Origin of the sequence: Rhodococcus rhodochrous, assembly GCF_900187265.1 — a bacterium.
Taxonomy (GTDB): Bacteria; Actinomycetota; Actinomycetes; order Mycobacteriales; family Mycobacteriaceae; genus Rhodococcus; species Rhodococcus rhodochrous.
In genome coordinates, this window is record NZ_LT906450.1 from 700,064 (window position 1) to 719,545 (window position 19,482).

The following is a 19,482-nucleotide window of genomic DNA, read 5'->3' on the forward strand; positions in this document are numbered from 1 at the left end:
GTCCGACAGGAAAGGCGTCCAATGAAACTGGGACTGCAACTCGGTTACTGGGGTGCCCAGCCGCCCCCGAACGCACCGGAACTCGTTGCTGCGGCCGAGGCCGAAGGATTCGACGCCGTCTTCGCCGCCGAATCGTGGGGGTCCGACGCGTTCACTCCGCTCGCGTGGTGGGGTTCGTCCACCGAACGGGTGCGGCTCGGCACGTCCGTCGTGCAGATCTCCGCGCGCACACCGACGAGTTGCGCGATGCACGCGCTCACGCTCGATCACCTCTCGGGTGGCCGGCACATTCTCGGCCTCGGCGTCTCGGGGCCGCAGGTGGTGGAGGGCTGGTACGGGCAACCGTTCGCGAAGCCCCTCGCGCGCACCCGCGAGTACGTCGACGTGATCCGCAAGGTGCTCGCGCGCGAAGAGCCGGTGACCAGCGACGGACCGCACTTCCCCCTGCCCTATGCGGGCGCTGGATCCACCGGGCTCGGCAAACCGCTCAAGCCCATCACGCATCCGCTGCGGTCGGACATCCCGATCTGGATCGGTGCCGAGGGCCCGAAGAACGTCGCGCTCACCGCCGAGATCGCCGACGGCTGGCTCGCGATCTACTACACCCCGCGACTGGCGTCGATGTACGACGAGTGGCTCGACGAGGGGTTCGCCCGGTCGGGCGCGCGGCGTACCCGCGAGGACTTCGAGATCGCCGCGACCTGCCAGGTGGTCGTCACCGACGACCGCGCGGCGACCATCGCGGCGATGAAACCGGTGACGGCGCTGTACGTCGGGGGAATGGGCGCGCCGGAGTTGAACTTCCACGCGCAGGTCTACCGGCGGATGGGGTACGACGCCGTGGTCGAGGAGGTGACCGCGTTGTTCCGCGCCGGTCGCAAGGACGAGGCGGCCGCCGCCATCCCGGACGAGATGATCACCGAGACGATGATCGTCGGCAACGCCGACGAGGTACGCGAAGGCGTGAAGCGGTGGGAGGAGGCCGGCGTGACCATGCTGCTGGTCGGTTGCCGCGACGTCGACCAGGTCCGCACGATCGCCGACGTGGTGTTGCGCTAGACCGTGGCGCTGGGCTGAACGCCGCGGCGGGCGGAAACCGTTCCGTAAGGAAGGCTTCCGCCCGCCGCGTGTGGCGTCAGGAGGCGTAGGCGGCCTTCAGTTTGCCCTTCACCAGCTTGCCCGTGGGTGTGCGGGGCAGTTCGTCGACGAAGTCCACCGACCGCGGCACCTTGAAGTGGGCGACCCGCTCGCGGACGTACGCGATGAGGTCGTCGGCGAGATCGGGTGATGCGGTGGCACCGGACGACACCTGCACGACGGCCTTGACCTCCTCGCCCATCTCCGGATGGGGTACGCCGATCACGGCGACGTCCTCGACGGCCGGGTGCAGGGCGAGCACGTTCTCGATCTCCTGCGGATAGATGTTCACCCCGCCGGAGATGATCGTGAACGACTTGCGGTCGGTCAGATACAGATAACCGTCCTCGTCGAGATAACCGAGGTCGCCGACGGTGGTCCAGGTGGGATGCTCGGGATGCTGCGACGCTGCGGTCTTCTCGGGATCGTTGTGGTACGAGAACGGAACCTTCTCGTATTCGAGATAGATCGTCCCCACCTCGCCGGCCGGGAGTTCCCGCCCTTCCTCGTCGCAGATGTGCGCGGGCCCGAGCACGCTCTTGCCCACCGAGCCCGGATGTTCGAGCCATTCCTGGCTGTTGATGAACGTGATCCCGTTGGCCTCGGTGGAGCTGTAGTACTCGTAGATCACCGGTCCGAGCCAGTCGATCATCGCGCGCTTGACCTCCGGCGGGCACGGCGCGGCGGCGTGGACGAGCACGCGCAGACTCGACAGGTCGTGACGGGCACGGATCTCCTCGTCGAGTTTGAGCATGCGGACGAACATCGTCGGCACCATCTGCCCGGCGGTGATCTTGTGCTCCTCGATGTGCCGGAGCGCGGTCTCGGCGTCGAACTTCTCGGCGAGGACCACCGTGCCGCCGAGCGCATGGATCGCCCCACCCCAGCGCAGTGGCGCTGCGTGATAGATCGGGGCGGGGGAGTAGTAGACGTCGGAGTCGGTGAGGCCGAAGAGGAACTGCGCCACCGTCACCAGCGGCTCACCGGGTTCGTCGACGCGACGGTCCGGGAGATCCGGCTGGATGCCCTTGGGGAAGCCCGTGGTTCCGGACGAATACAGCATGATGGCGCCGCACGGTTCCTCCTCGAGTCGCGGGCCGGCCGCGGCGAGGGCATCCTCGTACGACTCGAAACCACGCACGGCGCCGCCGAACGCGAGTCGCGCGGAACCGATCGTGACCTTCTCGCCGACCTGTTCGGAGAGCTCACCCAGCGTCGCCGAGACGATCAATGCCTTCGCGCCGCTGTCCTCGACGATGTACGCCACCTCGCCGGCGGTGAGATGACTGTTGACCGCCGTGATGTACAACCCGGACCGCATTGCGGCCCAGAACACCTCGAAGGCCTCCGGCAGGTTCTCGGTGAGGAGGGCGACGACATCGCCGGAGCGGAGCCCGGCGTCGTGCAGCACTCGGGCGAGCGCTGCCGACCGGTCGTCGAGTTCGCGGTAGGTCAGGCTCCGGCCGCTGTCGGCCAGGACGACGGCGAGCTTGTCCGGGGCGGTGCGGGCGTGGACTCCTGGATACATGGGGCTCCTCATTACCTCGGCGAACGCTGTGACCCTGTGTTGTGGGTCACAGCGGGCAATGTAGCAGAGCTAAGAACATGACTGTGACCGCGCTCTCACGGATGGGAGCGCGGTCCACAGCAGCGCAGGTCAGGAACCGGTGAACTTCGGGGCACGCTTCTCGGCGAACGCCCGCGGACCCTCCTTGGCATCTGCGCTCTTGAAGACGGCGGCGCCGAGCTCGGCGTCGATCCGGAAGGCCTCCTCCTCGTGCAGACCCTCCGAGTCGCGGATGGTCCGGAGGATGGCCTGCACGGCGAGCGGGCCGTTGTTCGCGATCGTCTCGGCGATCTCGAGCGCCTTGTCGAGCGCGGTGCCGTCGGGGACGACGTAACCGATGAGCCCGATCTCCTTGGCTTCGGCGGCCTTGATGTGGCGGCCGGTGAGCAGGATGTCGGCGGCGATCGTGTACGGGATCTGGCGGACGAGGCGCACGGCGGATCCGCCGAGCGGGAACAGTCCCCACTTCGCCTCGGAGACGCCGAATTTCGCGCTCTCCCCGGCGACGCGGATGTCGGTGCCCTGCAGGATCTCGGTGCCGCCGGCGATCGCGGCGCCCTCGACGGCCGCGATCAGCGGCTTCGTCAGGCGGCGACCTTTGAGCAACGCCGGCAGGCGTGACAGGTCCCACCCACCGCCGTTGCCATTCCGGTCGCTCCGCTCGCCCTGCTCGAACTTGTCTCCGGGAGGCGCTGCATTCATGGCCTTGAGATCGGCACCCGCGCAGAACGCGCCACCGGCGCCGGTGAGGATCGCGACGCGGATCTCGGGATCGTTGTCGACGCGGTCCCACGCCTCGCTCATGATCGCCATCATCTCGCCGGACAGCGCATTTCGTGCTTCGGGGCGATTGAGCGTGACGATCAGGACGTGGCCGCGTTGCTCGACGAGGCAGTGCGGTTCGCGGGACGAGATGTCCGAATCGGCTGCGCCGGGGGCTTCGGTAGCGGACACTGGCAGGACTCCTCGCGGTGTTGTGAACTGGATCATATTCGGGTCTTGTCAGAAACGGTAACACGTTCTACTTTTGTCAGCGTGGCCCTAAACATCGCAGACCTCGTCGAACACGCAATCGACCTCGTTCCCGAGCGCGTCGCGCTGGCCTCGGACGGACGTGAGGTCACCTACGCACAGCTGGAGGAACGAGCCAACCGACTTGCTCATTACCTGCGCGAACAAGGAGTGGAGCCGGGCGACAAGGTCGGCATCTACTCCCGGAACACCATCGAGGCCGTAGAGGCGATGATCGCGGTCTTCAAGATCCGCGCCATCATGATCAACGTCAACTACCGCTATGTCGAGAACGAGTTGCAGTACATCTTCGATAACTCCGACATGGTGGCCCTCATCCACGAGCGCCGGTACTCCGACAAGGTGGCGAACGTCCTCCCGAGCACACCGCTGGTGAAGACCGTCGTGGTGGTCGAGGACGGCACCGACGTCGACTTCTCGGCCTACGGCGGCATCGAATACGAAGCGGCACTGGCGCAGAGCTCGCCCGAACGCGACTTCGAAGACCGCAGCGCCGACGACGTCTACATCCTCTACACCGGCGGCACCACCGGCCACCCCAAGGGCGTGATGTGGCGTCACGAGGACGTCTGGCGCGTCCTCGGCGGCGGCATCAACTTCATGACCGGCGAGTGGGTCAAGGACGAATGGCAGCTGGCGAAGGAGGGCGCCGAGAACCCCGGTCTCGTGCGCTATCCCATCCCGCCGATGATCCACGGTGGCGCGCAGTGGGCGCTGTTCCAGTCGCTGTTCAGCGGCGGCAAGGTCATCATGCATCCCGAGTTCTCGGGCCACGAGGTGTGGCGCATCATCGACGACCACAAGGTCAACGTCATCTTCATCACCGGCGACGCGATGGCCCGCCCCATGCTCGACGCGCTCGAGGAGGGCAACCCGAAGACCGGTGAGCCCTACGACCTCTCGACGCTGTTCGCCATGGCGTCGAGTGCTGCTCTGTTCTCCCCGTCCATCAAGGACCGTTTCCTCGACCTGCTGCCCGGCAAGGTCATCACCGACTCCATCGGCTCGTCCGAGACCGGCTTCGGCGGCATCGGTATCGCCGAGAAGGGCAAGACCCTCGGTGGCGGACCCACGGTGAAGATCGACGAATCGACCACCGTCCTCGACGACGACGGCAACCCGATCGAACCGGGCTCCGGCAAGGTCGGCATGGTCGCGCGCACCGGCAACATCCCGCTCGGCTACTACAAGGACGAGGCCAAGACCAAAGCGACCTTCCGCGAGTACAACGGGATCCGCTACTCGATCCCCGGCGACTACGCCCGCGTCGAGGCCGACGGCACCGTCACGATGCTCGGCCGCGGTTCGGTCTCGATCAACAGCGGTGGCGAGAAGGTCTACCCCGAAGAGGTCGAGGGCGCACTCAAGCAGCACCCGGCCGTCTTCGACGCCCTGGTGGTCGGTGTGCCGGACGAGCGCTTCGGTGAGCGGGTCTCCGCCGTCGTCGCGCTGCGTGAGGGCGAGCAGGCGACGCTCGAGGAACTCATGACGACGGCACGGTCGAAGATCGCGGGGTACAAGGTGCCGCGCGCGGTGTGGTTCGTCGACGAGATCAAGCGGTCGCCTGCCGGCAAGCCCGATTACCGGTGGGCCAAGGACCAGACCGAGCTGCGTCCGGCCGACGAGGTCTACAACAACGGCGACGGCAACGGCGCCGCGGCGACGGGATAGAAGGACACATGCAGACCGGTCTCAGCAAGAAGTTCGGTATCGAGTATCCGATCTTCGGATTCACGCCCTCCGAACACGTCGCGGCGGCGATCAGCCGCGCAGGCGGACTCGGTGTCCTCGGGTGCGTGCGGTTCAACGACCCGGAGGAACTCGACGCCGTCCTGACCTGGATGGACGAGAACACCGACGGCAAGCCGTACGGCGTCGACATCGTGATGCCCGCCAAGGTGCCCACCGAGGGCACAGCGGTGGACCTCGACAAACTGATTCCCGCCGAGCACCGTGCCTTCGTCGACCGCACGCTCGACGAACTCGGTGTGCCGCTGCTGTCCGACGACGTCGGCGAGGCGAGCGGTGTTCTGGGCTGGCTGCATTCGGTCGCGCGCTCGCACGTCGACGTCGCTCTCGCCCACCGGCCCGCCCTGATCGCCAACGCACTGGGATCGCCGCCGAAGGACGTCATCGACCTCGCGCACGAGAAGGGAGTGCCGGTGGCGGCACTCGCGGGCGCGGTCGAGCACGCTAAGCGTCATGTCGAGAACGGTGTCGACATCGTGATCGCGCAGGGCTACGAGGCCGGCGGGCACACCGGTGAGATCGCGTCGATGGTGCTGTGGCCCGAAATCGTCGATGCACTCGGCGATTCGGCGGCCGTGCTCGCCGCCGGCGGTGTGGGATCGGGACGGCAGGTCGCGGCGGCACTGGCCCTCGGTGCCTCCGGTGTGTGGATGGGTTCGTACTGGCTCACCACCTCGGAGTACAAGCTCGGGGCGGCCGCGCACGGCCCGTCGTCGATCCAGCGTGCGCTGCTCGGAGCGAGCTCGTCCGACACCGTGCGGTCGCGGATCTACTCGGGCAAGCCCGCGCGTCTGCTCAAGACCAAGTGGACCGAGGCGTGGTCGAAACCCGATGCGCCCGAACCGCTGCCGATGCCGCTGCAGAACATCCTCGTGAGCGAGGCGCACCAGCGCATGTCGGCGGCCGACGACCCCGAGGCCGTCGCGATGCCGGTCGGGCAGGTGGTGGGGCGGATGAACGAGATCCGTCCCGTCGCGGAGATCATGGCCGAACTCGTCCGGGGCTACGACGAGGCGGTCGAGCGGCTGAACGAGGCGCGCTAGACAGGACCACGGTGGTGGGGTGGCAGATGCCCGGGGCGGAGCGATCCGCCCCGGGCATCGTCCCGTTTCGGGATCGGCGCCGGACAGGGATCGGCGCCGGACAGGGATCGGCGCCGGACAGGGATCAGCGGCGGACAGGGATCAGCGGCGGACCAGGATCTTCAACAGTTCCTGGATCTGTGTGGCCGTGGGGGAGGGCAGACTGTCGCGGCCGTACAGGAAGCCGATTCCCGCGTAGACGAGGGTGCCTGCACGCAGCTCCGCCTCTTCCTCGTCGAAACCCAGTTCGAGGAAACAGTTTCGGACGACGGCCAGGATGCGCTGGTCGAGTGCGCGGACCGACTCGGCGACCTGCGGGTCGCTGCGCGCCCATTCGCGCACCGCGACCTCGGCCTCCCAGGCGCGTTCGTCGACGAGCATCGCACCCATGTGGGCGAGCCGTTCGTCGACCGGCAGTTCCTCGAGGCTCGTCAGACCGCGGGCGGCGTCGTTGTCCTGCGAGGTGTAGCGGGTGGCGATGGCCTTCATCAGGTCGTCGATGTCGGAGAAGTGCCAGTAGAAGCTACCTTTGGTGACTCCGAGGTCGTCGCACAGGCGCGAGATCTTCACGGCGCTGCGTCCTTCGGAGACGAGCAGGCGCAGACCCGCCTCGGTCCAGTCGTCGAGGGACAACCGTGGTCGTCTGCCCGACCGGCGACCACTCCTCGCCGGTTGCTCTGCCACGGATGGTCACCTCGTCTCGATCGGATCCGAAATCGAGACTACATGCCCGAACCGGACAGTGCCGTGAGGACGGCGTCGCGTGCCGGGCCGTCGTGCGGAAGTGCCCAATGGTGAACGCATGGAGACGAATCCGTCCCGGGCAGCGTGACCACCGCCGAGGCGGATAGTGCCCCGATCCCAGGTGGGACGACGAGTCCGTCGCAGCGGGAGACGATGTCGGTGTAGTCGATCCCGGCCGTGGGCACGCCGCGCGCATGCAGGTCGCGGAGGAGATCCGATCCGGCGATGATCTCGCGGCATCCGGCGCACAGGGGGTCGACGAGCGGCTTCTCGAGGGCGAGGACCGCATTGTAGGTGCCGAGGTCGCGGCTGATCTGCTCGGCGGCGGCCAGTCCGGCGATCTCCGTGCCGTGCCACATCGGGCCGAGGGTGGTCAGCGACCGGACCCGGTCGTTGCCGTGATCCTGCAGGTAGCGCTGGGTGACGAGGGACCCCGCGCCGTGCGCCACGACGTCGACCGTGCACCGCGATCGCTGTTCGCACAGCCCGTCCAGAGCGTAGGCCAGGTCGCGTGCGCCCGCCTCGGCCCCGCGCAGGCCGGCGAGGGGGAGCGGGACGTCGGTGCCCGCCGGTTCGCCCCAGGTCACCGGGACGGTGCAGAAGCCTGCCGCGGTGAGGTCCGCGCGCAGATCGGACCACACGTCCGGCGTGCTCGCGAGGTCGTGGACGAGCACTACCGCAGCGTCTGCGCCCGAGCACGGCGCAGGGCTCGGATCGGCCGCTGCGGGCGCCGGAGCCACCGCGCCGAGGGTGAGAACAGCGACCGTCGAAACCATCGCCGACCAGGGGAATCGAGTCATCTGTACTCCTCCGTGCGCACTATTGACCAAACCATACCGTATGGTACTGTGGCGGCGGTCACGATGACTGTCCGCATCGACTCCCGATCCGGAACACAGAAAGCCGCGTCATGCAGAGACTCACCCGTAGAACCCTTCTCGCCGGGCTCGCCGCAGGAACCGGTGCGGTGCTTCTCGGCGGCCGAGCGTTCGCGGACGGGCCGGACATCTCCCGCCCCCTGTTGTTCCACTCCCCGCGACTCGACCCCTTCGTCGACGACCTTTCCCTCCTGCCGCGTCTGGACTCGTCGTCCTACCGGATCGACGCCGTCAGCACGATGCACAGCTTCCACCGCGACCTTCCGCCCGGTCCCGCCCTCGCCTACGGCGACAACACCTACGGCGGACCGACTCTCGTGGCGCACCGCGGGCAGGAGACGGCGATCGAGTACCGCAACCGCATCGACGCGCACCCTTTCGCCGTCGACTTCGACACCTCGCTGCACGGTCTGAGCGAACGCGACCGCACCGACGTCCCCACCTCGATGCACCTGCACGGTGGGGTCACGCCTCCGGAATTCGACGGCAACCCCGAGCAGATCTCCCGGCCCGGACAGGGATTCACGTACCGCTTCCCGAACCGCCAGGGCGCGACGACGCTGTGGTACCACGACCACGCCATGGCCGTCACCCGCCTGAACGCCTACGCGGGACTGGCCGGCATGTACCTGCTCCGCGACGACTACGACACCGGTCTGCCCGGCAACCCGCTGGGCCTGCCCGCCGGGGAGTTCGAACTCGATCTGGTGCTGCAGGAGAAGATCGTCAACGGTGACGGCTCGCAGAGCATCCGATCCACCCCGATCGTCCCGCAGGGGCGCTGGGAGGGCGGCGCGGTCGGCGATGTCGGCGTCGTGAACGGAAAGATCTGGCCCGAGGCGCGGGTCGCGCGGGGTCTCTACCGGCTCCGGCTGCTCAACGCGGCGTCGTTCAGCATCTGGGACCTGCACTTCTCCAACGGCATGCCGTTCTGGGTGATCGGCATGGAAGGCGGCCTGCTCGACGCCCCCGTCCCCACGACCCGCGTGCGACTGTCGCCCGGCGAACGCGTGGACCTGCTCGTCGACTTCGCGCAGCTCGATGCGGACGCCACCGTCGAACTACGCAACTCCGAACCCGCCGCGCCGCAGGCCGCGCAGATCGGTGCCGTGCTCATGCCGCTGTTCATGCGGTTCCGGGCAGATCGCTCGCGAGGCTTCACCGGACCGGTCCCGGACCGCCTGCGCGGTGGTCCCGGCCTTCCGCCCGCGGTCGGGCCGATCCCGGCGCCGCAGAACGTGCGGAACGTGTCGTTGAGCCAGCCCTCGGAGGTGCGGATCCCGCCGTCGATCATGTCGCTGAACAACCTGATGTACCACAGCACCGACATCGAGATGCCGCGTCAGGGCACCGTCGAGCAGTGGAACATCGTCAATGCGACGCCCGATCCGCACCCGATCCACCTGCACCTGGTGCACTTCCGCGTGCTGGGACGGCAGGCGATCAACACCCTCGCGATGTGTGCACGGCAGCCGCAGCCGCCCATCGGGCTCAAGTGGACGCCCGATCCCGACCCGTACGTCGTCGAACCGATGCGGGGACCGGAGCCGTGGGAGACCGGCTACAAGGACACGGTCATCTGCGACCCGAACTCGGTGACGCGCATCGTCGCGTACTTCCCGACGGCCGACGAACTCGGCTTCGACCCCGACGCGACGTTCTCGCGCGAGGTGCACACCTTCGATCCGCACCGCGCCGGGCACACCGGACACGGTGACCACGCCGGCCACGGCGACACTGCCGGCACCGCCGGCGGCGACCTGCAGGGATATGTGTGGCACTGCCACATCCTCGACCACGAAGACCACGACATGATGCTCAAATACCGGACGGTGACATGACTTCCACCAGTTCCACCACGACCCGAGACCACTTCCAGCGCATCCCGTACGAACCGGCGAACGACGGTCGCGTCGAGATGCACTCCGGGCTCAGCCGCCACTACCCGACGCTGCACGGCAACCTCGTCGCACAACCCGGGTACTCGAAGGACGTCGGTGTGGTCATGTGCCACCCGGCCTCGAACTTCCTGAGCCACTTCCTGCTTCGCGCCTTCGCCGAAGCCGGTATCCCCGCAATGGGACTCAACACCCGCTACTCGTCCAACGAACCGGCACTCATCATGGAGCGGGCCGCCTTCGACCTCGGTACCGGAGTGCGGTGGATGGCCGACGAGCTCGGCTTCGAGAAGGTCGTGCTGCTCGGGTTCAGCGGTGGTGGATCGCTCGCGTCGTTCTACCAGTCGCAGGCACAGAACCCGACCGTGACGACCACACCCGCGGGCGACCCCGCACCGTTCGCCGAGGCGAACCTGCGACCGGCCGACGCCCTGATGCTCGTCGGCGCACACCCCGGCCGGGCACGCGTTCTCCGGCACTGGATCGACGGCGCGGTCACCGACGAATCCGATCCCTACGCCACCGATCCCGAACTCGACCTCTACGCCCCCGGGCGCACCGCACCGCTCGATCTCGAATGGGTGCAGCGCTACCGCGACGCGCAGCTCGCGCGGATGCGCCGCATCGACGCCTGGGCGCTCGAGCAGCTCGCCGACCTCGAACGCACGGGTGCCTCCGATCGCGGTTTCGTGGTGCACCGTACCGTCGCGGACCCGCGCTTCGTCGACCTGAACCTCGACCCGAGCGACCGCGAACTCGGCTCCATGTACGGAGATCCGAAGGCGGCCAACACCGCCGCCGGTGGTCTGGCCCGCTTCGTCACGGTGCGTAGCTGGCTCAGCACGTGGAGCGTCGACCACACCCACGCCGACGCCCTCACCGATCTCCGCAACGTCACCACCCCGACGATGGTGATGAGCCTGCTCGGCGACCAGGCGGCCTTCGCCGAGGACTCGCGGTTGATGTACGAGGCGCTCGCCGGTACCCACAACGAACTGATCGAGATGCGCAACCTCAACCACTATCTCGTGGATCAACCGGACGGTCTCTCCGACGTCGTCGGACGGCTCGTCGCGTGGATCCGCCGAACGGTACTCGAGGAGGTATCGGCATGACCCGAACTCTCGCAAGTCCCGGAACCACCGCACAGGACCGATGCCCGAGCGCCTTCCCCTACTGGCAGGCGCTGGAGAAGCCCGGTGTGAAGCGCACCCGCAACCTCGTCCGCCGGCTCACCGGATTCGACTTCCTGCCCACCGACGAGCAGGCCCGGGCCCTGTGCAACGACCTGTTCAGCGGCGACCCCACGGCCGAGCGCTTCGTCGACGAGGTCTACCACGGTGAACTCGGGCCGAAGAAGACCCGCGAGATGCTCGACAAGGCCCTCGTCGACGGCATCGACTCGCTCGACGACGTGCCCGACGCGATGAAGGCACTGTTCGAGGAATTCGAGACCGTGCCCGACTGGGTGCAGCCCGAACTCGTCGAACAGGGCGCCGCGATCTGGCGTCGCTGGGGCACGATGTTGTTCAGCTTCGCGGGCGCCGAGACCCTCGAGATCTACACCGAGGCGGCCGTCGCGACACCGCTGTCGCTCGCCGGAGGCTATGCCGGCGACAACGCCCTACGACGTTTCCTCGAGACCTGCCGGTTCTGGATCGACGTATCCGAACCCGGTGCCCTGCTCACCCCGGGTTCGAAGGGGCGGGCCACCGCGCTGAAGGTCCGCGTGATGCACGTGTCGGTGCGCTCCCGTGTCGCGAAGCACCCCGAATGGGACATCGCCAAGTGGGGACTGCCGATCAGCCAGACCTACATGCTGCTCACCCTCATCGCGGGCAGCCTCACCCCGGGCCTGGCCCTGTGGACCCTCGGCTACCACACCACCCCACGAGAGATCCGCGCGCTCATCCACTTCCAGAAGTACATGGGCTACCTGCTCGGGGTGCGCATGCAGTGGTACCCCGAGACCATCGCCGACAGCATCCGCGCGCTCATGACCACCGTGATCTCCCGTTCGTACGACTCGGGTGAGCACGGCAAGGAACTCATCGAGTCCTACCCGCAGGCGTTCGCGCCCCGCGACGGGCACCGCGGTCTGAAGAGACTGCGGGAGCACTACAACTTCCGCATCAACTCGGTGTACTCGGCGATGTTCATGGGACCGGGCACGCGACGCAAGTACTCGATGCCGAAAGTGCTTCCGTGGATGATCATCCCGATCGTCCGCTTCCCGCTCATCACCGCGATGGAACTGGCCCGGCGGTTCGTCCCCGGCGCGGCCGGCGTGCACGAGAAGATCATGTGCGCCCACCGCGAGAACTGGTACCGCGCCCAGATGGAAGGCCGCGAAGCGCAATTCGACGCCAGCGGAGCGCTCCGGAGATAACCGGCCCGCCCCACTTCACCCTCGTACGGAGAGAACCCAATGACCCTGCAGATCATCGAAGCCTGGAACGGCCCCGGACGACGCGACGGCGAGATCACCGCCGTGGAGGCCGCCGACAACGGCGCCCACCCGTCCACCGACAAGCACGCCTTCGAACACTGGTACTTCGACGCCCATCTCGACGACGGACGGATCGTCGTGGCGATGATCCAGACCCGGGAGCTGGTGCACCGCAAGCCCGGTGTGGAGATCCACGTCTACAGCGCGGACGGCAAGCGACGCGAGGCGAGCCGGTCGTACACCGACGCCGACCTCTCGGTGTCCACCGAACGGTGTGACGTGCGTGTCGGTCAGAGCTTCGCGAAGCTCGTCGGCGAGGAGGACGGGCTGCCCGTCTACCATGTGTCGGTGTCCGAAGGAGATCTCGCCTTCGACCTGACCTTCACCGCCGAGGTCCCGCCGTGGATGCCCGGTCGTGGCCAGACCAGTTACAACGAACGCGAATTCTTCGCGTGGGTCGTCGGCGCACCCCGAGCGCGGGTCGCAGGGACGGTGACGGTGGACGGGAAGACCACCGAGGTCACCGGTCGTGGCTACCACGACCACAACTGGGGCGTCGGCGACATGAAGCGCCTCATCGACAAGTGGTACTGGGGCCGGCTGTACACCGAGGACTTCACCCTCGTCTACGCCATGGTGCACACCCAGAAGAAGTACGGCTCGCACTGGTCGCAGCCGGTGATGGTCGCGCAGGGACGCGACGTGATCCTCAGTAACGGCGAGGTGGAACTGACGGAAGGACCGATCGTGCACAATGCGGTCGCCGACCGCACCTACCCGGCGTGGATCCGTCTCCGCATCCCGGGTTCGCTGGACGTCAAGCTCACCGTCCGCGAGATCGTGCACGCCCACAACCTGCTCGAGGACGTTCCGCTCGCGTCGAGCAGGCTGCTCAAGCCGCTCGTCAACCGGCTCGTCGGTCATCCCGGCTACTTCCGATTCCGGTCGGACTTCACGATGACGGTGACCGTCGACGGAACCGATTACGAGCGTTCGGGTTCGACGCTGCACGAGATGGTCGCGTTGACATGAGCGAGCGCGCGGACGTCGGTGCGGAGCCCGGCTGCGCGGGCATCGAGTATCTGCACGGCTTCGGCAACGAGCACCACAGCGAGGCCGTCCCGGGTGTGCTTCCGTGGGGACAGAATTCGCCCCAGCGGGTCGCGTACGGGCTCTACGCCGAGCAGCACTCGGCCACGGCGTTCACCGAGCCCCGCGAGATCAACCGCCGCACATGGACGTACCGGATCATGCCGTCCGCCGCGCACGGCCCCTTCGAGCGCATCGACGACGCCGGCTGGGTGTCGGCACCCGACTCCGGGGGAGTGCTCACCCCGAACCGGTTGCGATGGGATCCGCAGCCGGAACCGGCGCCGGGCACGGACTTCCTCGACGGCGTGACGACCTACGCCGTCAACGGGGACGTGCGGTCCCGCACCGGCATCGCCATCCACCTGTACGCGGCGTCGCAGTCGATGACCGACCGTTACTTCGTCGACGCCGACGGAGAACTGCTGTTCGTGCCCCAGGACGGCGCGCTGCTGCTGTGCACCGAACTCGGACGTCTGCTCGTCGAACCCGGTGAGATCGCCGTGATCGGGAGGGGCCTGCGGTTCCGCGTGGACCTGGTGGGGGAGAAGGCGACCGGCTACCTGCTCGAGAACTACGGTGCCGCCCTGACCCTGCCGGAACTCGGCCCCATCGGCGCGAACGGTCTCGCCCACGCCCGCGACTTCCTGTACCCGACGGCCTGGTACGAGGACCGTTCGGGCACGGTGCAACTCGTGCAGAAGTTCGGTGGGCACCTGTGGGCCACCGAGCTCGACCACTCGCCTCTCGACGTCGTCGCCTGGCACGGCACGCACGGTGCCTACAAATACGATCTCGGTCGCTTCAACGCGATGACCACGGCCGGCTGGGACCATCCCGATCCGTCGATCTTCACCGTGCTCACCTCGCCCACCCCGATTCCGGGGCAGGCCAACGTCGACTTCTGTGTCTTCCCCGACCGCTGGGTGGTCGGAGAGCACACCTTCCGGCCGCCACACTTCCATCGCAACGTCATGACCGAGTTCATGGGACTCGTTCGTGGACAGCATGACTCGAAGGCGGAAGGATTCGTTCCCGGTGGCGCCTCGCTCCACAACCAATGGGGCGCCCACGGACCCGACGTCGAGACCTTCGACCTCGCGACCTCGGCCGAACTGAAGCCGGTCAAGCTCGTGAACACCCTGTCGTTCATGTTCGAGACGAGACTGGCCCTCTCCGTCACCGACGCGGCCCACCGCGCAGCGCATCGTCAGCCGAACTACGACTCCTCGTGGTCCGGCCTCACCCGACGCTTCACCCCACCTTCTCCCCAGGAGTTGTGATGACCGAACTGTCCACCCCCGCACCCGTCGTCGTACCCGACCCGCAGCTGCGGATCGGCGGCCGGGCCGTGCCCGCCCGTTCGGGTGCCCACTTCTCGTCGATCAACCCGGCGACGGAAGAGGTCGTCGCCGAGGTCGCGGCCGGTGGCGCCGCCGACGTCGACGCGGCCGTCCTCGCCGCGCGCGACACCTTCGACTCCGGTGCCTGGTCGCGGATGGCCGGTGCCGAACGCGGCCGGATCCTCTCCCGCGCCGCCGACCTCATCGAGCAGCACGCCCCCGAACTGTCGGCGCTCGAGACCGCGGAGATGGGCAAGCTCTACGCCGACACCGTCGCCGGGGACATCCCCGCCGCCGCGGCGTCGTTCCGGCACTACGCCGGCTGGGCCGACAAGATCGCCGGTGAGGCGATGATCCTGCCCGACGTGGGTCCGCAGCACCGCTTCGGATTCACCCTGCGCCAGCCGCTCGGCGTGGTCGGTGCGATCACCCCGTGGAACAACCCGACGGTCGTCGCGGCCTGGAAGATCGCCCCGGCCCTGGCCGCCGGATGCTCGGTGGTCGTCAAGCCCGCCGAGGACGCCTCGCTGTCGACCCTGAAGCTCGCCGACCTGCTCGCCGAGGCGGGGGTGCCGGACGGCGCGTTCAACGTCGTGCCCGGTCTCGGCCCTGAAGCCGGTGCGGCGCTGGCCGCCCACGAGGGCATCGACAAGATCACCTTCACCGGCAGCCCGGCCGTCGGCAAGACCATCACCTCGCTCGCCGGCGAGAAGTTCCGCAAGGTGACCCTCGAACTCGGCGGCAAGGCCCCGCAGTTGATCTTCCCCGATGCCGACCTCGAGGCGTCGCTGCCGTGGATCGCGATGGGCAACTTCTACCACCAGGGTCAGGTGTGCGCGGCGGGCACGCGCGTGATCGTGCACGAGTCGATCGCCGATCAGGTCGTCGAGGGACTCGTCGAGTTCGCGCGCGGCGCGGTGATCGGTGATCCCTTCGACGCATCGACGACGCAGGGCACCATCGTCAACCGCAAGCAGCTCGACCGCATCCTCGGCTACATCGAGAAGGGCCGCAGCGAAGGTGCTCAGCTGCTGACCGGCGGGTCGCGGGTGGGGGAGCGCGGTTTCTTCGTCGAGCCGACCGTCTTCCGCGGCACCAACGACCTCACCATCGCGCGCGAGGAGATCTTCGGCCCCGTCGCCACGGTCATCACCTTCAGGACCACCGAGGAGGCCGTGCAGCTGGCGAACGCCACGAAGTACGGTCTCAACGCGTTCATCTTCAGCCAGAACCTGTCGACCGTGCACAGCGTGATCCCGCAGTTGCGCGTGGGCACGGTGTGGGTCAACGGCTGGGGTGTGCCCGATCCGGCACTACCCTGGGGTGGACGTGACGCGAGCGGCATCGGGCGTGAACTGGGCCGCAGCGGGCTCGAAGCGTTCACCGAGGAGAAGACGGTTCACCTCGGTTACTGACCAGAGGATGGAAGAGGCAGTGACACAAGCCGAGTCGACACAAGACGGGTCGCAGGCAGCCGCGTCGCAGGCAGCGGGAGCGCTGGCGGACATCAGGGTGCTCGAATTGGGAACCCTGATCGCGGGTCCGTATGCAGGACGTCTGCTCGGCGACATGGGTGCCGACGTCATCAAGATCGAGGATCCGAAGCGTCCCGACCCGCTCCGCACCTGGGGACAGGGCGAGCGGGACGGGCACCGCTACTTCTGGACGGTGCACGCGCGCAACAAGCGTTGCGTCACCCTCGATCTGCGGGCACCCGACGGACAGGAGTTGTTCCGGCGTCTCGTCGCCGAGTCCGACGTGGTGGTCGAGAACTTCCGTCCCGGCACGCTCGAGAAGTGGGGACTCGGTTACGACGTGCTCTCCGAGATCAATCCGGGCATCGTGCTGGCCCGCGTCTCCGGATACGGGCAGACCGGTCCCAAAGCCGGGCAGGCCGGCTACGCGTCCGTGGCCGAGGCGGAGAGCGGACTGCGGCACCTGAACGGATATCCCGGCCAGGCACCCCCGCGACTCGCGCTCTCCCTCGGCGACTCCCTCGCCGGGATGTTCGCCGTGCAGGGCATCCTCGCCGCGCTTCTCGGCCGTGAACGGACCGGACGCGGGCAGATCGTCGACGTGGCGCTCACCGAGGCGTGCCTGGCCATCCAGGAATCGGTGATCCCCGACTACGACGTCGCGGGCGTCGTCCGCGGCCCGTCCGGCACCCGCCTCGAGGGCATCGCCCCGTCGAACCTGTACCGGACGTCCGACGACATGTGGATCGTCATCGCCGCCAACCAGGACACGGTCTTCCGTCGCCTGTGCGCGGCGATGGAACGCCCCGAGCTCGCCGACGACCCGCGCTTCGCCGATCACCTCGCGCGCGGCGTGAACCAGGACGAGCTCGACGCCCTCATCGGTGAGTGGGCGGCGACGTGGACGCTCGACGACCTGCTGGCGCACCTGTCGTCGTCGGGTGTGGTGTCCGGTCCGGTGAACACGGTCGCGGAGGTCGTTGCCGATCCGCAGTTCCAGGCGCGCGACATGATCGTCCCGCATCACGACGAGCGCACCGGCGCAGACGTGCTCGGCCCCGGTGTGGTGCCGACGCTCACCGGGACGCCGGGTTCGGTGCGTCGCGCCGGCCCGCCCGTCGCGGGATACGACAATGCGGCGGTCTACGGCGAGATCCTCGGACTGAGCGACATCGAGCAGAAGGAACTCCGCGAGCGCGGAGTTGTCTGAGGTACGCAACGCGAGGTGAAGGCTCGCAACGTCGGCAGTCACTGCCGATGTTGCGAGCCTTCGTCCGTTGTTGCGTGCCTTCCGCACAGACCCATCTGGCACTAAGGTAGAACGTGTTCCAATCTTGCGCCTTTCTATCGAGGAGTGCCGAATGCACACGCCCATCTGCGACGAACTCGGCATCGAGTTCCCGATCTTCGCGTTCACCCACTGCCGCGACGTCGTCGTCGCCGTCGCCAAGGCCGGCGGCTTCGGTGTCCTCGGCGCCGTCGGGTTCACGCCGGAAGAGCTCGAAATCGAGCTGAACTGGATCGACGAGCATATCGGCGACCGCCCGTACGGCGTCGACATCGTCATCCCCAACAAGTACGAAGGCATGGACGCGAACCTCTCCGCCGAGGAACTCACGAAGATGCTGCAGTCGATGGTGCCGCAGGAGACCCTCGAATTCGGCCGCAAGATCCTCACCGACCACGGCGTCCCGCTGCCCGAAGGCGACGATAACGCGTTGCAGCTTCTCGGCTGGACCGAGGCCACCGCGACCCCGCAGGTGGAGGTGGCGCTGCAGCATCCGAAGGTCACGCTCATCGCCAACGCACTCGGCACCCCACCGGCCGACATGATCGAGCACATCCACAAGGCCGGGCGCAAGGTCGCGGCGCTGTGCGGTTCGCCGAAGCAGGCCCGCAAGCACGCCGACGCCGGTGTCGACATCATCATCGCCCAGGGTGGCGAAGGCGGTGGGCACTGCGGTGAGGTCGGCTCGATCGTGCTGTGGCCGCAGGTCGTCAAGGAGGTCGCACCGGTGCCGGTGCTGGCCGCCGGCGGTATCGGCAGCGGCCAGCAGATCGCCGCGGCGCTCGCGCTCGGCGCCCAGGGTGCGTGGACCGGTTCGCAGTGGCTCATGGTCGAGGAGGCCGAGAACACCCCGGTGCAGCAGGAGGCCTACATCAAGGCGAGCAGCCGCGACACCGTCCGCAGCCGCTCGTTCACCGGCAAGCCCTGCCGCATGCTCCGCAACGACTGGACCGAGGCGTGGGAGCAGGAGGGCAACCCGAAGCCCCTCGGAATGCCGTTGCAGTACATGGTGTCCGGCATGGCCGTCGCCGCCACCCACAAGTACCCCGACGAGTCCGTCGACGTCGCGTTCAACCCGGTCGGTCAGGTCGTCGGGCAGTTCACGAAGGTCGACAAGACCTCCACCGTCATCGAACGCTGGGTGCAGGAGTACCTCGAGGCGACCGGAACGCTGGAGAAGCTGAACGAGGCCGCGAGCGTCTGATCCGCTCGGATTCGTCTCACGGCGAGGGACGAGGATGCTCGAGGTTCGGTCCGGGTGCGATCCGGATCGGACCTCGAGCCGTCTCCACGTCCACCGGTTCACCCTTCTGCGTGATCACCACGTGTTCACTGCGTTCGAGTTCGGCGGCCACCGAGCGGGCGGTGTCCATCAGGTCGCGCCACGACTGTCCGCCCGCGACCCGCGCGGCGTCGCTCGGGCAGATGGTCGACGGATTCCGTTCCCGGAGCAGTACGCAGATCGTGGCCGCGAGCCGTTCGCGGGCCGCGTCGTCGTCGAGCGGTTCCCACCACGGATGCCCGCGCTCACCGAGCGCGACCTTGGCGTCCTGGACACGATGTCGCGCGGCGTCCCCGTCGCTCTTCACGAGACGGCGGGCCCGCATCAGCTCCGCCACCAGCTGCTTCCGCAGAGGTTCGGGAATCGCGGGATCGGTGGCACGCCAACGTCGCCCCTTCACCACCACGTATCTGCCGTCGGGCGTGCGTTCCGCCTCGCCGGATGACCCGTCGGTGTCCATCGGCCCCGC

At 67.9% G+C, this 19,482-nt stretch carries 16 protein-coding genes; 11 read left to right on the top strand and 5 right to left on the bottom strand.

What is annotated here, in order from left to right; translation table 11 throughout:
* The first annotated feature begins 21 nt into the window (after positions 1-21).
* On the top strand, positions 22-1,059 hold the full coding sequence (locus CKW34_RS03275) for an LLM class F420-dependent oxidoreductase (protein WP_059382491.1): 1,038 nt from the start codon (positions 22-24) through the stop codon (positions 1,057-1,059).
* 76 nt (positions 1,060-1,135) lie between these two features.
* On the opposite strand, the gene CKW34_RS03280 is transcribed toward CKW34_RS03275, so the two are convergent.
* Together CKW34_RS03280 and CKW34_RS03285 are read right to left on the bottom strand one after the other, a co-directional pair.
* Positions 1,136-2,665 carry an AMP-binding protein gene (locus CKW34_RS03280; RefSeq protein WP_059382490.1) on the bottom strand — a complete coding sequence of 510 codons (1,530 nt, stop codon included), beginning with the start codon at positions 2,663-2,665 and terminating at the stop codon, positions 1,136-1,138.
* Between the two features lie 129 nt (positions 2,666-2,794).
* Positions 2,795-3,694 carry a crotonase/enoyl-CoA hydratase family protein gene (locus tag CKW34_RS03285; protein WP_231921787.1) on the bottom strand — a complete coding sequence of 300 codons (900 nt, stop codon included), beginning with the start codon at positions 3,692-3,694 and terminating at the stop codon, positions 2,795-2,797.
* 45 nt (positions 3,695-3,739) lie between these two features.
* Here CKW34_RS03285 and CKW34_RS03290 point away from each other — a divergent pair, with 45 nt between their 5' ends.
* Positions 3,740-5,407 carry an acyl-CoA synthetase gene (locus CKW34_RS03290; RefSeq protein WP_059382488.1) on the top strand — a complete coding sequence of 556 codons (1,668 nt, stop codon included), beginning with the start codon at positions 3,740-3,742 and terminating at the stop codon, positions 5,405-5,407.
* A gap of 8 nt (positions 5,408-5,415) precedes the next feature.
* Positions 5,416-6,528, top strand: coding sequence for an NAD(P)H-dependent flavin oxidoreductase (locus CKW34_RS03295; protein WP_059382487.1), 1,113 nt, complete (start codon positions 5,416-5,418; stop codon positions 6,526-6,528).
* A 141-nt stretch (positions 6,529-6,669) separates the two neighbouring features.
* On the opposite strand, the gene CKW34_RS03300 is transcribed toward CKW34_RS03295, so the two are convergent.
* Both CKW34_RS03300 and CKW34_RS03305 read right to left on the bottom strand, forming a co-directional pair.
* Entirely contained in the window at positions 6,670-7,251 is a 582-nt protein-coding gene (locus CKW34_RS03300) for a TetR/AcrR family transcriptional regulator (protein ID WP_037190326.1), read from the bottom strand.
* A 38-nt stretch (positions 7,252-7,289) separates the two neighbouring features.
* A complete protein-coding gene (locus tag CKW34_RS03305) occupies positions 7,290-8,111 on the bottom strand; it encodes an esterase/lipase family protein (RefSeq protein WP_231921788.1) in 822 nt (273 codons plus the stop codon).
* Between the two features lie 110 nt (positions 8,112-8,221).
* Here CKW34_RS03305 and CKW34_RS03310 point away from each other — a divergent pair, with 110 nt between their 5' ends.
* From CKW34_RS03310 to CKW34_RS03345, 8 genes are all read left to right on the top strand, one after another.
* Positions 8,222-10,030, top strand: a complete 1,809-nt coding sequence (locus CKW34_RS03310; protein WP_059382485.1) for a multicopper oxidase family protein — start codon at positions 8,222-8,224, stop codon at positions 10,028-10,030.
* Positions 10,027-11,202 (top strand): alpha/beta hydrolase, encoded by a 1,176-nt coding sequence (locus tag CKW34_RS03315; protein WP_059382484.1) that lies wholly within the window; start codon positions 10,027-10,029, stop codon positions 11,200-11,202. Before CKW34_RS03310 ends, CKW34_RS03315 begins: the two co-directional genes overlap by 4 nt.
* Positions 11,199-12,476: an oxygenase MpaB family protein gene (locus CKW34_RS03320; RefSeq protein WP_059382483.1), complete on the top strand. Its 1,278-nt coding sequence runs from the start codon at positions 11,199-11,201 to the stop codon at positions 12,474-12,476. The genes CKW34_RS03315 and CKW34_RS03320 overlap by 4 nt, the downstream gene beginning before the upstream one ends.
* 39 nt (positions 12,477-12,515) lie before the next feature.
* Positions 12,516-13,568, top strand: a complete 1,053-nt coding sequence (locus CKW34_RS03325) for a lipocalin-like domain-containing protein (RefSeq protein ID WP_016692388.1) — start codon at positions 12,516-12,518, stop codon at positions 13,566-13,568.
* Positions 13,565-14,908 (top strand): homogentisate 1,2-dioxygenase, encoded by a 1,344-nt coding sequence (gene hmgA / locus CKW34_RS03330; protein ID WP_059382482.1) that lies wholly within the window; start codon positions 13,565-13,567, stop codon positions 14,906-14,908. Before CKW34_RS03325 ends, hmgA begins: the two co-directional genes overlap by 4 nt.
* Positions 14,908-16,383: an aldehyde dehydrogenase family protein gene (locus CKW34_RS03335; protein WP_059382481.1), complete on the top strand. Its 1,476-nt coding sequence runs from the start codon at positions 14,908-14,910 to the stop codon at positions 16,381-16,383. The genes hmgA and CKW34_RS03335 overlap by 1 nt, the downstream gene beginning before the upstream one ends.
* 7 nt (positions 16,384-16,390) lie before the next feature.
* Positions 16,391-17,653, top strand: coding sequence for a CaiB/BaiF CoA transferase family protein (locus CKW34_RS03340; protein WP_059382480.1), 1,263 nt, complete (start codon positions 16,391-16,393; stop codon positions 17,651-17,653).
* Positions 17,654-17,804: 151 nt separating this feature from the next.
* Positions 17,805-18,935 (top strand): nitronate monooxygenase, encoded by a 1,131-nt coding sequence (locus tag CKW34_RS03345; RefSeq protein WP_059382479.1) that lies wholly within the window; start codon positions 17,805-17,807, stop codon positions 18,933-18,935.
* 16 nt (positions 18,936-18,951) lie between these two features.
* Here the strand turns inward: CKW34_RS03345 and CKW34_RS03350 are convergent, their stop codons facing one another.
* On the bottom strand, positions 18,952-19,473 hold the full coding sequence (locus CKW34_RS03350; RefSeq protein ID WP_059382478.1) for a DUF3253 domain-containing protein: 522 nt from the start codon (positions 19,471-19,473) through the stop codon (positions 18,952-18,954).
* Positions 19,474-19,482: the final 9 nt, after the last annotated feature.

What these genes read in the sequence shown, in the direction of transcription:
- CKW34_RS03350 (WP_059382478.1), bottom strand. Translation starts at nt 19,473, where the DNA reads ATGGACACCGACGGGTCATCCGGCGAGGCGGAACGCACGCCCGACGGC.
- CKW34_RS03320 (WP_059382483.1), top strand. Translation starts at nt 11,199, where the DNA reads ATGACCCGAACTCTCGCAAGTCCCGGAACCACCGCACAGGACCGATGC.
- CKW34_RS03275 (WP_059382491.1), top strand. Translation starts at nt 22, where the DNA reads ATGAAACTGGGACTGCAACTCGGTTACTGGGGTGCCCAGCCGCCCCCG.
- CKW34_RS03295 (WP_059382487.1), top strand. Translation starts at nt 5,416, where the DNA reads ATGCAGACCGGTCTCAGCAAGAAGTTCGGTATCGAGTATCCGATCTTC.
- CKW34_RS03345 (WP_059382479.1), top strand. Translation starts at nt 17,805, where the DNA reads ATGCACACGCCCATCTGCGACGAACTCGGCATCGAGTTCCCGATCTTC.
- CKW34_RS03325 (WP_016692388.1), top strand. Translation starts at nt 12,516, where the DNA reads ATGACCCTGCAGATCATCGAAGCCTGGAACGGCCCCGGACGACGCGAC.
- CKW34_RS03315 (WP_059382484.1), top strand. Translation starts at nt 10,027, where the DNA reads ATGACTTCCACCAGTTCCACCACGACCCGAGACCACTTCCAGCGCATC.
- hmgA (WP_059382482.1), top strand. Translation starts at nt 13,565, where the DNA reads ATGAGCGAGCGCGCGGACGTCGGTGCGGAGCCCGGCTGCGCGGGCATC.
- CKW34_RS03310 (WP_059382485.1), top strand. Translation starts at nt 8,222, where the DNA reads ATGCAGAGACTCACCCGTAGAACCCTTCTCGCCGGGCTCGCCGCAGGA.
- CKW34_RS03340 (WP_059382480.1), top strand. Translation starts at nt 16,391, where the DNA reads ATGGAAGAGGCAGTGACACAAGCCGAGTCGACACAAGACGGGTCGCAG.
- CKW34_RS03335 (WP_059382481.1), top strand. Translation starts at nt 14,908, where the DNA reads ATGACCGAACTGTCCACCCCCGCACCCGTCGTCGTACCCGACCCGCAG.
- CKW34_RS03280 (WP_059382490.1), bottom strand. Translation starts at nt 2,665, where the DNA reads ATGTATCCAGGAGTCCACGCCCGCACCGCCCCGGACAAGCTCGCCGTC.
- CKW34_RS03305 (WP_231921788.1), bottom strand. Translation starts at nt 8,111, where the DNA reads ATGACTCGATTCCCCTGGTCGGCGATGGTTTCGACGGTCGCTGTTCTC.
- CKW34_RS03285 (WP_231921787.1), bottom strand. Translation starts at nt 3,694, where the DNA reads ATGATCCAGTTCACAACACCGCGAGGAGTCCTGCCAGTGTCCGCTACC.